The organism is Candidatus Merdisoma sp. HCP28S3_D10 (assembly GCF_052065835.1).
Classification (GTDB): Bacteria; Bacillota; Clostridia; order Lachnospirales; family Lachnospiraceae; genus Laedolimicola.
The window spans coordinates 341,231-355,008 of record NZ_JBQHTG010000001.1; the positions used below are offsets into that span (position 1 = coordinate 341,231).

At 53.0% G+C, this 13,778-nt stretch carries 13 protein-coding genes; 4 read left to right on the top strand and 9 right to left on the bottom strand.

What is annotated here, in order from left to right:
* Nucleotides 1-14: 14 nt before the first annotated feature.
* From proC to ACTNCH_RS01595, 9 genes are all read right to left on the bottom strand, one after another.
* Nucleotides 15-812, bottom strand: a complete 798-nt coding sequence (proC, locus tag ACTNCH_RS01555) for a pyrroline-5-carboxylate reductase (protein WP_441015406.1) — start codon at nt 810-812, stop codon at nt 15-17.
* Nucleotides 813-936: 124 nt separating this feature from the next.
* Nucleotides 937-2,478, bottom strand: coding sequence for a ribonuclease Y (gene rny / locus ACTNCH_RS01560; protein ID WP_441015404.1), 1,542 nt, complete (start codon nt 2,476-2,478; stop codon nt 937-939).
* A gap of 161 nt (nt 2,479-2,639) precedes the next feature.
* Entirely contained in the window at nt 2,640-3,119 is a 480-nt protein-coding gene (locus ACTNCH_RS01565; protein WP_441015402.1) for a regulatory protein RecX, read from the bottom strand.
* A complete protein-coding gene (gene recA, locus ACTNCH_RS01570) occupies nt 3,088-4,164 on the bottom strand; it encodes a recombinase RecA (protein WP_441015399.1) in 1,077 nt (358 codons plus the stop codon). The genes ACTNCH_RS01565 and recA overlap by 32 nt, the downstream gene beginning before the upstream one ends.
* A 267-nt stretch (nt 4,165-4,431) precedes the next feature.
* Nucleotides 4,432-5,247, bottom strand: coding sequence for a M15 family metallopeptidase (locus ACTNCH_RS01575; protein ID WP_441015397.1), 816 nt, complete (start codon nt 5,245-5,247; stop codon nt 4,432-4,434).
* Between the two features lie 5 nt (nt 5,248-5,252).
* Nucleotides 5,253-6,338 carry an aspartate-semialdehyde dehydrogenase gene (gene asd / locus ACTNCH_RS01580; RefSeq protein ID WP_441015395.1) on the bottom strand — a complete coding sequence of 362 codons (1,086 nt, stop codon included), beginning with the start codon at nt 6,336-6,338 and terminating at the stop codon, nt 5,253-5,255.
* A gap of 106 nt (nt 6,339-6,444) precedes the next feature.
* Nucleotides 6,445-7,329, bottom strand: coding sequence for a DUF6092 family protein (locus ACTNCH_RS01585; protein ID WP_441015393.1), 885 nt, complete (start codon nt 7,327-7,329; stop codon nt 6,445-6,447).
* A gap of 44 nt (nt 7,330-7,373) precedes the next feature.
* Complete coding sequence (locus ACTNCH_RS01590; RefSeq protein WP_441015391.1) at nt 7,374-8,324, bottom strand: AEC family transporter; 951 nt, start codon at nt 8,322-8,324, stop codon at nt 7,374-7,376.
* Between the two features lie 100 nt (nt 8,325-8,424).
* Entirely contained in the window at nt 8,425-10,107 is a 1,683-nt protein-coding gene (locus tag ACTNCH_RS01595) for an OPT/YSL family transporter (RefSeq protein WP_441015389.1), read from the bottom strand.
* A gap of 305 nt (nt 10,108-10,412) precedes the next feature.
* Between ACTNCH_RS01595 and ACTNCH_RS01600 the strand changes: the two genes are divergently transcribed.
* The 4 genes from ACTNCH_RS01600 (at nt 10,413) to ACTNCH_RS01615 (ending at nt 13,766) form a co-directional block, all read left to right on the top strand.
* Nucleotides 10,413-11,351 (top strand): DUF1177 domain-containing protein, encoded by a 939-nt coding sequence (locus ACTNCH_RS01600; RefSeq protein ID WP_441015387.1) that lies wholly within the window; start codon nt 10,413-10,415, stop codon nt 11,349-11,351.
* 77 nt (nt 11,352-11,428) lie between these two features.
* Nucleotides 11,429-12,103, top strand: a complete 675-nt coding sequence (locus ACTNCH_RS01605) for an AroM family protein (RefSeq protein ID WP_441015385.1) — start codon at nt 11,429-11,431, stop codon at nt 12,101-12,103.
* A gap of 32 nt (nt 12,104-12,135) precedes the next feature.
* Nucleotides 12,136-13,077: an aminopeptidase gene (locus tag ACTNCH_RS01610; RefSeq protein WP_441015383.1), complete on the top strand. Its 942-nt coding sequence runs from the start codon at nt 12,136-12,138 to the stop codon at nt 13,075-13,077.
* A 32-nt stretch (nt 13,078-13,109) separates the two neighbouring features.
* Entirely contained in the window at nt 13,110-13,766 is a 657-nt protein-coding gene (locus tag ACTNCH_RS01615) for an aspartate/glutamate racemase family protein (protein ID WP_441015381.1), read from the top strand.
* Nucleotides 13,767-13,778: the final 12 nt, after the last annotated feature.

The following is a 13,778-nucleotide window of genomic DNA, read 5'->3' on the forward strand; positions in this document are numbered from 1 at the left end:
GCTTCGAATAACCTTTACTTCATTCCCTCGCACTTGTCATAGCAGGCCTCGCAGGCCTTCAGAACCGCTCCGCGGAAGCCGGCATGCTCCAGGGCTGCCACGCCTGCTATGGTGGTTCCTCCCGGGGAGCAGACCTTATCCTTTAAAGCTCCCGGATGCTCGCCGGTCTCCAGCACCATCTTCGCCGCTCCGGCTACTGCCTGGGCCGCAAAGGTGTAGGCCTGGGCTCTGGGAAGACCAAACTGCACCGCGCCGTCTGCCAGCGCCTCAATAAACTGATAGACATACGCGGGAGAGCTTCCGCTGGCGCAGACCACCGCGCTCATCAGACGCTCCTCTACGTCCGCATACTGGCCGACTGCTCCAAAGATCCGGTGTACCATATCGATCTCTTCCGCACTGAACTCCTCCGCCTCGAAGGACAGACCTGTCATTCCCTCTCCGATCAGGGCCGGGGTGTTGGGCATGGCCCGTACAATCCGCCGATCCGAGCCAAGGGTTTCCTTCAGGCTCTGAATGGTGATACCCGGCGCCAGGGAGATTACTACATGATCCGGCGTCACCGCATAACGGATCTGCTTCAGCACCTGGGCGTAATACTGGGGCTTCACAGCCAGCACCACGTATTTACAGTTGTTGGCGCACTCCGCGTTGGACTCTGCGTATACCACCTGGGTTTCCGCATGCACCCGCAGCTTTGTCTCCGTGGTCTTTGCGGTAAAAATCAGCTTTTCCGCCGGAAACTCTTTCAGGACGCCTTTCAAAAGGGCGTAGCCCATATTACCCATTCCGATAAATCCTATCTCTGCCATCTGTATCTGCCTCCTTTTTCATCAACTTCTGTTCAAAATCTAACCGGAATCCGAGTGGAATCCATTTACAGCCCACTTGGAATCCGATCGAAAAAGGATGCCGCTTCGCGACATCCTTCGTCTTTTATTTCGCGTAATCTGTTACTCTGCTTTCGCGGATAACATTTACTTTGATCTGACCCGGATATTCCAACTCAGCTTCTATCTGCTTGGAAATATCTCTTGCCAGCAATACCATGCTGGCGTCATCTACCTGATCCGGAACTACCATTACACGAATCTCTCTACCTGCCTGAATAGCAAAAGACTTGTCTACGCCCTTAAATCCATTGGCGATATCCTCTAACTGTTTTAACCGGTTGGTGTACGTCTCCAGCGTCTCTCTGCGGGCACCCGGACGGGCTGCGGAAATCGTATCTGCCGCCTGTACCAGACATGCAATCAGAGACGTCGGTTCTGTATCCCCATGATGTGATTCAACCGCATTGATCACAATCGGTGACTCCTTGTACTTTCTGCACAGGTCGGCACCAATCTGAATATGAGATCCCTCTACCTCATGGTCAATGGATTTACCGATGTCATGAAGCAGTCCGGCACGCTTTGCCATCCGGACGTCCACGCCAACCTCTCCTGCCAGAAGGCCTGACAGATGAGCTACCTCGATAGAATGCTTCAGGGCATTCTGACCATAGCTGGTACGGAACTTCATTCTTCCAAGAAGCTTGACAAGCTCAGGGTGAATTCCATGGACACCCACTTCAAGAAGGGCTGCTTCGCCTTCCTCTCGAATCATGGTCTCTACCTCGCGCTGCGCCTTCTCTACCATCTCCTCGATACGGGCCGGGTGAATCCGTCCGTCTACGATGAGCTTCTCCAACGCAATTCTTGCCACTTCCCGGCGAATGGGATCAAAGCCTGACAGAATAACTGCCTCGGGAGTATCGTCGATAATCAGATCCACACCTGTCAGTGTCTCCAGAGTGCGGATATTCCGTCCCTCACGACCGATGATTCTTCCCTTCATCTCGTCGTTGGGAAGCTGTACTACGGAAATTGTCGTTTCTGCCACATGATCGGCAGCACACTTCTGAATCGCCGTTACCACATATTCCTTCGCCTTTTTGTCTGCTTCTTCTTTTGCTCTGCTCTCCAATTCCTTGACGAGCACAGCGGTCTCATGTTTTACTTCGTCTTCAACAGTCTTTAATAAATAATCTTTTGCTTGTTCGGAGGTAAGGCCAGAGATTCTTTCCAGTTCCTGTACTCTTTTTTCCTGAAGCTTGTTCAGCTCTGCACTCTGCTTTGCCAGCTTCTCTTCTTTGGCCGCATAGCTCTGCTCACGGCGTTCCAGGGCATCAGACTTCTTGTCAAGAGCTTCCTCTTTGGCAAGCACTCTGCGCTCATAACGCTGCAGCTCCGCTCTGCGTTCCTTTGTTTCTTTTTCCAGCTCGTTCTTTGTCTTCAGTGATTCTTCCTTCGCCTCCAGCAAAGCCTCTCGCTTGGATCGTTCCGCGACCTTCAGTGCATCGTCGATAATTTCTCTTGCTTTCTCTTCCGCATTGCCGACCTTTTTCTCGATCGTATTTTTGCGTACGTTAGCTGTCACAAGAGCCGTAACCGGAATACACACAATCGCAACGATTATCGGAACATAAAACGGCACAGGAGCACCTCCTTATTTAATTTTCATTGTACAAATATAACCCGTTTGACACGCTTATTTTTATAAGTTTTGCCGATTAGGAATAACATACAACTATTAAATTTTATACTTATTTTTACTTAATGTCAAGTAATAGTTAGACGTCTTCTGTCTCTTAATTCTTAATCCGATGGATTCTCCCGCAGCTCTGCCAGGATATCGGAACTGCGAAAGCCCCGCCGCAGCAGAAATTGATAAAACCGTCTCTTTTCCTCCGGAGCCGCATTGACCGGATCCATGTGCTTCTTCTCCATCCAACGGCGGATCTGCACCCGCTCATCCTGGGGCTCCGCTTCTTCCCGGGCTTCCTCCAGCACGGCTTTGGAGATTCCTTTTTTATACAGCAGCTCCTGCTCTATCTGACGGCTGCTCTTCACCCTGCCTCTGCTGTTCAGATAGTTGACTGCGTAGCGGTGATCGTCAATATAATGATAGCTTTTCACATATTCCACCGCCGCGTCCACGACCTCCGGCAGATAGTTTTCAGAAAGCTTGTCGCGTAACTCCTGCTCTGTACGATCAGAGCGCTCCAGGATATGGAGCGCTCTGCGTTTTGCCCGATTCAAATCATTACTCAGCTGTGTTTTTCTTTCCTGCTGCATCGTTCTTTTCCTTCTTGGCCTTTTCTTCCTTCTCTTCCTCGGTCATAGCTCCGTCCAGCCCGAAGCCCTCCCGGACCTTCTCCTCCACCTCGCGGCAGATCTCCGGATTCTGCTTCAGGAACTGCTTGGCGTTCTCACGGCCCTGTCCAATCTTGTCGCCCTCGTAGGCATACCAGGCTCCGCTCTTGTTGATGACGCCGGTATTGGCCGCCAGATCCAAAATATCGCCCTCCCGAGAGATACCCTCGCCGAACATGATATCAAATTCCGCTTCCTTAAAAGGCGGGGCGATCTTATTCTTCACCACGCGGATCCGAGTACGGTTGCCCACCATCTCGCCGCCCTGCTTCAGGGTCTCGATACGGCGCACGTCCATACGGATAGAGGAATAGAACTTCAGCGCCCGGCCGCCGGTGGTAACCTCCGGGCTGCCGAACATAACGCCCACCTTCTCACGCAGCTGGTTGATAAAAATCACGGTACAGTTGGACTTGCTGATAACAGCCGTCAGCTTTCTTAAAGCCTGGGACATCAGCCGCGCCTGCAGGCCCACATGGGAATCTCCCATATCGCCCTCGATCTCCGCCTTGGGAACCAGGGCCGCTACCGAGTCCACGATGATAATATCCACTGCGCCGGAACGCACCATAGTCTCCGCGATCTCCAGCGCCTGCTCGCCGTTATCCGGCTGGGAGATATAGAGGTTGTCGATATCTACGCCGATATTCTTCGCATATACCGGATCCAGGGCGTGCTCCGCGTCGATGAAGCCCGCAATGCCTCCCCGCTTCTGCACCTCCGCTACCATATGCAAAGCCACGGTGGTCTTACCACTGGACTCCGGGCCATAGACCTCGATGATTCGTCCCTTGGGGATACCGCCCAGTCCCAGCGCCAGATCCAGGCTCAGGCAGCCGGTGGGAATCGTCTCAATCTGCATGTTCGCGCCCTTGTCTCCCAGCTTCATGACGGAGCCCTTTCCAAACTGCTTCTCAATCTGGGCCAGGGCCGCTTCCAATGCTTTCTGTTTTTCTTCGTTTGCCATAGCTTCTGCCACTCCTTTATTCCGTACCTGATTTATTCTTTTATTTCGAACGTCTGTTTTCGAATATTTGTTCGTTTTTCAGGTACTATCTTATTATATTTTTCATCTTCTGTCAAGTAAAATCATCTGTGTCTGGGGAAATCGGAAAGAAGGTTTCCGGACAGCGGAACCCGCTGTCTGAAGCATAGCACAATTTTCCTCCTGCCGTCAATGCTTTTCCTCTTGTATCTGGAATATTTTTCCATATCCTGTTTTTCCGGTATCCTTTTATTTCTGAAAATGCTGATAATCCTGCACACTTTTCCAGCGTCCTCCCCAGGTAAAACCGTGGGCGTCAAAAAGCTGCAGGCACAGATCTCCCTCTCCGCCTATCTTATAGGGAAAATCCGCGCTTCGATCCGCATAAATGTCGCTTCCCTCCGGGGAACTGTGCTTCACACCATTCGGATAAGTCACATAAGGATTGTAAAAGGGATTGATATCAACGGCCATGCCGAGGGCGTGCCTGGACAGCTTTGTGCTGCCTGCTACCACCCGGTAATTGAAGCAGGAGGTGTTGTTGTCCGCCACAGCCAGATCGTCGTCGCCGCCGTACTCGTCAATCAGCTGTATTTTTTCGATGGGATAGTCATTTTCATAAAGCGTCCGGAAAATCTCCAGAATTTCATCTGCTATCTGCGCGTTCGTAATCATTTCCCCCACATGGGTCTCCCCGTCGAAGCCGCAGTAAAGCAGGCGCAGATAACGCAGATCCTCACGGCCGATATTATCGTTTTCCACATAGGAAATACCGTTGATCCGCTCGAATACTTCATCGGGAATGGGTTCGGCTGTAAACAGTCCGTCGATCTCCACCTCTTTATCTTCATCGTTCGCTTCATCTCCGGACGCTGCCGCCTCCTGCAAAGCATTATTCTCCTCTACGTCCGAATTATCTGTTTCAGCGCTCATTTCATCAAACGTATTTTCCATCTTCCACTCTGCATCGGGCGCTTTCTGTCCCGCGCATCCGCCGCATAACAGGCAAATGGCCATTCCTGCGGCAGAAATGACCATTTTTACACCTTTTTTATTCGATTTCATAATCCTTATTTTGCTTTGATAAAGCCCTTTGCCTTCAGAAGCTCCGCGCAGAGTACGGCTCCGCCTGCAGCGCCCCGGACGGTGTTGTGGGACAGGCCGACAAACTTCCAGTCATAGACTGTATCCTCACGGAGTCTTCCGATGGATACGCCCATGCCTCTCTCATAATCCACGTCCAGCATTACCTGGGGACGGTTATCCTCGGTCATATACTGGATAAACTGCTTCGGCGCGCTGGGAAGCGCAAGCTCCTGGGGTACTCCGCGGAAGCTCTCCAGCTTCTCGATGAGCTGCTCCTTGGTCGGTTTCTTGCGGAATTTTACAAATACAGCCGCGGTGTGGCCGTTCAATACCGGGACACGGATACACTGGCAGGTGATAACCGGCTCCTTGGCCAGCTTAATCTCACCGTCCTCACAGGTTCCCAGAACACGTAAAGGCTCCTTCTCGCTCTTCTCCTCCTCGCCGCCGATGTAGGGAATGATATTTCCCACCATCTCCGGCCAGTCCTTGAAGGTCTTGCCTGCTCCGGAAATCGCCTGGTAGGTGGTAGCCACTACCTCGTAGGGCTCGAACTCCTCCCATGCCTTCAGAGCCGGGGTATAGGACTGAATGGAGCAGTTGGGTTTTACGGCGATGAAGCCTCTCTTGGTGCCGAGGCGCTCCTTCTGCTTCTCGATGATCGCTGTGTGGTCCGGATTGATCTCCGGAATGATCATGGGCACGTCCGGCGTCCAGCGGTGCGCGCTGTTGTTGGACACTACCGGCGTCTCAGTCTTCGCATAAGCTTCCTCGATGGCACGGATCTCGTCCTTAGTCATATCTACGGCGCTGAATACGAAATCCACGCCCGCAGCTACCTTCTCTACCTCATTGACATTCATAACTACGATGTCCTTCACTGCCTCCGGCATCGGCGTGTCCATCTTCCAGCGGCCGCCTACCGCGTCCTCGTATCTCTTTCCCGCGCTTCTTGCGCTGGCTGCGATGGTTACCACCTCGAACCAGGGGTGGTTCTCCAGTAAAGAAATGAATCTCTGTCCTACCATTCCGGTACCGCCCAGGATACCTACCTTAAGCTTCTCACTCATTTTTCATATTCTCCTCTATGTCTTTATCATACGGACATTTGTCTGTAATTCAAAATACTACCGCAATTTGGCAAAAAATGCAAGTACTTTTTTCTTATTATAATGTCTATAACAAATCCACTGCCTTGGCAGCCGCCTCCTGGAGCATCTGGCAGAATCCCTCGGGGTCGGTCATGTTCTTGCCCTTGCCCTCTTCTATGATGTCCACCAGCTCCCGGATATTCTTTTCCTCACAGGTGCTGCCCAGCATCCGCGCCAGCCGTCCCGCGGATTCAATCAGGCGTAAGGGGCCGTACATATGGGGCTCCCCGGGCAGTCCGGCCGCGCTGGTAATCATATAGATCAGCAGATCCCGCAGTTCTTTCTTATTAAGCTGCAGGGGCTCTGTCTGCACACTCTGCGTCTTTGCAGGCTTGTCCTGCGCTTTTACAGGTTCGTCCTGTGCTTTTGCAGATTTCTCCTCCGCCGCCGGTTCCGCCCAGGCGTTCCAGAACAACACCTGATCCATGGCTTTTCGTTTCGGCTCCCGCGGCTCTGCTGCAGGCCAACCTACGGAAATCAGGATTTCCAGCCGCATGGTATCCGGCAGATTCAGAAGCTTATGTACGGCCTTGTCATTATAGCTTTTGATGGCGCAGGTTCCAAGACCCAGATCCGCAGCCTCTAGCATCAGATTCTCCGCCGCCATAGCCGCGTCCATCATCAGGCCGTAGACCAGGCTGTTCTTACTGCCCCGCCGTTCCACCTCGGCCAGGTCGCTGGCAATAGCGACGATGACCGGCGGCTTGCCGGAGAGACCCGGACTGAAGGAATCGATTGCCCGCACCAGCTCCGGTTCATCTGCCACAAAGAACCGCCAGGCCTGCATGTTGCTGGCGCTGGGAGCCAGGGCCGCCGCCCGGATAAGCTGCTCCAGAAGCTCTCTGGAAACCGGCTTTTCGGAAAATTTGCGAATGCTCCGCCGTTTTTCAATTACCTCATGTAACTCCATATGTATCTTCCCCCATACATCGTATTGATATCTTTTATCTTACTCTATGAAAGGATTCCTGTAAACAGAAACAGGATCGGAATCGTTACCATGCAGCAGAGGGTGGTTACAAATACCGCCGTGGACGCGTATTCCTCGTCCAGCCCATACTGATTGGCAATCATGCAGCTGGTGGTCATGGAGGGTGCGCCCGCAATCAGCATCAGCACGATCCGCTCCGTCTCCGGCAGAAACGGTCCGGTCAGCGCATACAGCAGAAGCGGCACGGCCAGAAGCTTGGTCAGCACCAGCAGCCACAGGGTCTTCAGGCAGTGCAGACTGCCTTTATCCAGGAAACAGATAGTACAGCCCACATAGATAAGTCCCAGACTGTAGCTGATATTTCCCACATTGCCGCAGACCTCCAGAACCGGCCCGGGCAATGTGACCGCCAAAGAATTCAGAGTCAGGGTCAGCACGATGGAAACCAGAATCGGGTTCAGCAGCCGTTTCCCCAGAATCCGGTACCAGGGCTCCCGTCCTTTCCCGATTCCCCGGGTAAAGAGATACAGCCCTAAGGTCCAGACCATCATCGTATCCACGGCAGAGCAGATGGGGATATACTGCTGGCCGTTCTCCGGCGTATACAGGGCCATCAGAATCGGGATCACCACGAAGCCGTAATTGCCGCCCACCATGCAGCCTGCATGCACGTTGGAGGCGGGGGATTTCAGTCCCGCCAGACGCACGCACAGAAGGCCCGTCGCACCCAGCAGCAGATAGCCCGCCATCTGCCAGAGAACGATAGCGTGGAAATCCGCCAGATCCGCCCAGGTGGTTCCCCGCTGGCACAAAAGGGAGACCGTCAGGCAGGGCAGCACCACCTTAATCAGGAAGGCTGACAGGGACGGCAGACTGTTTTTGGGGAAAATTCCCAGTTTTGAGATCGCAAAGCCCAGCGCAATCAGAATGAAAAAGCTGATAAGCTTCGGTCCAATAATGATAAAATACTCCATCGTTTTTGTCCTCAAAAAGGGAAACCCTGTCCGATCGCGGACAGAATTCCCCTTTTTCCTGTAAATTCAGGCTTTTACATTTTCAGATATCAGATATCGGTCAGTCCTTCTTTCCAACCAGTCCCAGAGTCGCGGTGAAGAAGCTGTAGATCGCAGCTCCTGCCAGCGCGCCGGCACCCAGGATATTGAGGGTCTGCTCGTTCTCCTTGTTCGCGCGGACAGCAATCAGACGGATAATCAGACCGGCCGCGATAGTCAGACCGTTGATGATGTTGCCTACCAAAAGTCCGGTCGCAAACAGGATACCCAGCTGGCGTTTTCCGCCGACAAGCTGAATGATAGCGCCCAGGATCGCCCAGATAAGAAGCCATTTTGTGATTTCCGCGCTTGCTCCCGCGTCGATGGTAGCCACGAAGGTATTGGACACTGCTACGAAGAGTCCCTGTCCGAAGTACTTATTTGCAAAGAAGGCAACCATCACAAAGGCAACTGCGAAGCCCATCAGCTCTGCCAGGAACTGCTGCTTGCGTCCTTCCTTCTCCAGCTCCGGATTTGCTCCGTTTCCTCTTAAGATATAACCGCACTTCAGGTCGTACGCCATATCGGAGAAGCAGGGGCCGGTCGCTGCGGTAAAGCCTACCAGCAGGCCCAGAGCCAGCTTCGGGAAGCCGAGAAGCATACCGACAATCAGGAAGATCAGGGCTGTCGCAAATCCCGGGAACCAGCCAGAATACATCGCGGAGATACCTACGATCAGCTCGGAGGCCTCTGCCGCGAAGGCTGCGAAGATCAGCCAGAGAATGAACTGCGGCAGGCTCATCTTGGTGATGATTCCGCCTACGACTGCCAGGAAGAGACCGATCACCAGGTATGCGCCGAAGCCCACGCCCAGGGTCTTCTTCATATGTTCTTTGGATACCACGTTGGTGCTGTCCATTACCTTGGTGCCCTTGCTCTTCTTAAACAAGGAGATGCCGCACTGTACCAGGGAAATGATACCTGCGCCGATCATAACGCCGTGCGCCATGTACTGCAGGGAAAGGTGGTCTGTGTATACAAAGCCCTCTCCGAACAAATTGGTTACGAAGGTAAAGGCGTGTCCGAATACCGAGAAGGAGAAGCCGTTCACCTTCAGGACACCGATCACCAGGGAACCTACAGCCAGCGCCGCCATGGCTCCGAAATCGCCAAACCAGGAAACTCCCAGAAGATCCATGGGAAGTCCTGCAATCTTACCTACCCAGCCAAGGCCGATACCTACCAGAAGCAGAACCGCCTTCTTACCTTTTTCGATGACTGCCATGATGGAATCCGCTGCAGCGACTCCGGGCGGCCATGCGCCCTCTGCCGGGAACATCTCCGATCCGAAGCAGTTGTAAAGAATGGTAGCGTCCACACAGGTCGCCAGCATTACGCCAATCAGCATCGGGAACATCAGCTCCGGATAACCCATGATTACCGGGATACCGATGGGAAGAATCATACAGTTCGCTGCGGAAAAGGTCGCTGCGGAGATAGAGGTCTGTAAGAGATTCTGTCTGTGGATGCTGCGGTATTTTCTCAGAAACGCCACCGGGATACGGGAAAGAAGGATGGCGAACAATGCTCCGATGATAGAAGTATTCGGAGTAACACCGGTGCGGACGATCAGCTCCAGTCCGATAATACAGCCGACGACGGCCAGCGGAAGTCCCAGAATCAGTACCTGGGGATCCCATGCTTTCGGATGCTCAGCTGCGGAAATCGACTGCTGTTTTTTCAGTTCAGGATTTTCACTTATCATAGTATCAGCTTCCTTTCTAAAAAAGCTATGATACAGGCATCCCCGTTGTCCTATGCCCGTTCATAGCTCGTGATGGCTTTTATCATACCCTAACTTCATCGCTCTGTCAAGGCAAAGTGTAAACATCCTCTAAAATTTCTTAATATTTCATAAACTTTTCGGAAATTTCTGGTGGTTTCTGGCTTCTTCTGGATCTTTTATTTCTTTTCATACTTTGTCTAAAAAACAACATTATAATGGTTGCTTTTCTGTGCAAAATACGTTATGATTCTTGTAGAATTTATTACAGGAGGTAACTTTAAATCATGCTTATCAAACAGGTTATGGAGGTTTTCGATGTTCTCGACAGCAGTACAGTAAACGGCGCAGCCGTTAAGGATTATCTGCTTTCCGTGAACCCCGAGGCAAACGTGGAGGTTTACCCGCTGGAGGGACCCAAGGGCAGCACCGATATGGTAAAGGTTCGCATCCCCGGTACCAACGGTAAGGCAAAGGGTGGATCCGCTCCGACTATCGGTCTTCTGGGACGTCTGGGCGGTATCGGCGCGCGTCCGGAGATGATTGGCTTCGTATCCGACGGAGACGGCGCACTCTGCGCACTGGCTGTTGCAGCCAAGCTTCTGGACATGCAGACCAAGGGCGATTATCTGGAGGGCGACGTATTCGTATCTACCCAGATTTGTCCCCATGCTCCGACTGCTCCCCACAAGCCGGTTCCCTTCATGGGTTCCCCGGTTGAGATGGCTCAGGTCAACAGAGAGGAAGTCAGCCCAGAGCTGGACGCTATCCTGACGGTAGACACTACCAAGGGCAACCGCGTCATCAACACCAGAGGTTTTGCTATCTCCAGTACTGTAAAAGAAGGCTGGGTTCTTCGCGTATCCGAGGATCTGCTGGAGATCATGCAGCGTACCACAGGACAGCTTCCGTATGTATTCCCGCTGAGCATGCAGGATATCACACCTTACGGAAACGATGTATATCATCTGAACAGTATTCTGCAGCCCTGCACCGCTACCAAGGCTCCGGTTGTAGGCGTGGCTATTACCACCGAGACCATGGTTCCCGGCTGTGCTACAGGCTCCACTCACTTTGCTGACGTGGAAGAGACCGCCCGCTACATGATGGAGGTTGCAAAATCCTTCGGCCGCGGCGAAGTAAGCTTCTACGACGAGGAGGAGTACGAGCATCTGGTGAAGCTGTACGGCAAGATGGATCATCTTCAGACTCTCGGAAACAAATAATTTTTTTTCTGCACGCAAGGAGGCGGCCGTATACTTTGCGGCCGTCTTTTTATAATCACGAAAGGAAGATTGAGATTATGAAAATCGGAGCACTTACCATCGGACAGACGCCCAGAGTGGACGTAACCTGTGATATTATGGATATCTTCAACGGCAAGATTGAACTGATTCAGCGAGGCGGACTGGATGGTCTGACCCGGGAGGAAATCGAAAAATTTAAGCCCGAGGGCGACGACTATGTACTGGTTTCCCGTCTTTCCGACGGATCCTCCGTCACCTTCGCGGAGAAATACATTCTCGGCAATCTGCAGAAGGGAATCGACGAGCTGGAGGCCGCAGGCGTAAAGCTGATTATGGTCTTCTGTACCGGAGCCTTCCCCGCAAGCCTGACTGCGCACGTTCCCATGGTATTCCCCTGCGACCTTCTCCACAAGATCGTGCCGCTTCTGACCCGTACCTCCCATATCGCCGCTGTCACCCCGTCTCCGCTGCAGCTGGAGCAGAACAGCCAGAAATGGAGCGGCTTTGTGAAGCAGTGTACCAGCGTAGCGGCTTCTCCCTACGGCGACTGGCCGGATCTGGAAAGAGCAGCCGATGAAGTCAGCAAGATGGACGATGTGGATCTGATCGTTCTGGACTGTATCGGTTACACCCAGGAAATGAAGCAGATGTTCGCGAAAAAGACCGGAAAGACCGTGGTTCTGCCGCGTACGATTCTGGCGCGTGTTATCTCTGAGGTAACAGATATCTAAGATTTATCATTGATATAAGGAGTTTACAGAAAATGGAATTAAAAGAAATAGCAAAAAATGTCATGATCTCCTGTCTGGCTGTAAAGCCCACAGAGGATGTTCTTATTGTTACGGACGACAGCCGTTTCACCATCGGAAACGCGCTCTATGAAGGCGCTAAGGAGCTGGGCTGCGAGGCTCTCCTGATGGTAATGCAGGAGCGCGAGCTCTCCGGTGAGGAGCCGCCCCGCACCGTAGCGGAGGCTATGAAGGCTGCCGACGTGGTCATCTGCCCCACCGCCAAGTCCCTGACCCACACCAACGCCAAGATTGAGGCACAGAAAACCGGTACCCGCGTGGCTACCATGCCCGGTATCACCGAGGAAATGTTCAGCGCAGGCGCTATGACCGCCAACTACGACGAGGTTCTGAAGCTGACCGGCAAGGTTACGGAGCTGCTGACCAAATCCAAAAAGGCTGTGATCGAGAAGGACGGCTGCACCCTGACCCTGGATCTCAACGGCCGCGACGGCGTTCCCAGCCCCGGCGTATACCGGGAAGCAGGACAGTGCGGAAACCTGCCCTCCGGCGAGGCTTATATCGCTCCTCTGGAGAACGGTGTAAACGGCGAGACCATCGTGGACGGCTCCATGGTAGGAATCGGCAAGCTGGACGCTCCGCTGAAATTCGTCATCAAGGACGGAAAGATCCAGTCCATCACCGGCGAGAAGAGCGAGATGCTGGACGTCCTTCTGGCCAATGAGAACAACAGCACCGTAGCGGAGCTGGGTATCGGCACCAATGAGGCCGCTATCCTGAACGGCATTATCCTGGAGGACGAGAAGGTATACGGCACGGTTCATGTAGCCTTCGGTACCAACACCTCTTTCGGCGGCGTCAACAAGGCCGACTGCCATATGGACGGTATCATTCTGAAGCCGACCCTGTATCTGGACGATACACTGGTCATTAAAGACGGAGAATTCCAGATCTAAAAAATTCTGAGAAAAACAATGAGGTGATTCGTATGGAAAAGAAACCATTTCAGGTCGGTCTGATCCGTGTGCTGACCTCTGACGATCCGCATTTCGTAAATATGCACGGTCAGATTATCATGGATCATTTTCCGGGTATCCAGGTAGAAAGCCGCTGTATCCCGGATCAGTGGGAGGGCATCCACAGCCATGAGCTGGAGCTGATTGCCATTCCGAAAATCGTAGAGCTGGCAAAAGCCTTCCGGGATAAGGATATGATTATCGTAAGCTGCGCCGATGATCCGGGCGTGGCAGAGATCCGCGAGGCTCTTCCGCATATGTCCGTAACCGGCGGCGGTGAAACTGCCGTTGCCCTGGCAGGCAAATACGGTGAGAAAATCGGCGTCCTGGGCATTACCGACTACGCGCCGAAAGCCTACCTCAAGCTGCCCAAAGACCGTCTGGTCGCTGTGGAGAAGCCGGAGGGCGTAAACAGTACGCTGGATCTGATGACCGACGAAGGCCGGAAGAACTGCGTAGCCTGCGCACGTAAAATCAAGGATATGGGCGCGGACGTTATCGCCCTGGGCTGCACCGGTCTCACCACCATCGGCATCGCAAAGCTGCTGGAGCAGGAAGTGGGACTTCCGGTCATCGACCCGGTACTGGCGGAAGGTACCTTTGCCTTCTTCGAATCTATCCGCAGATAGCTACGGATTTTA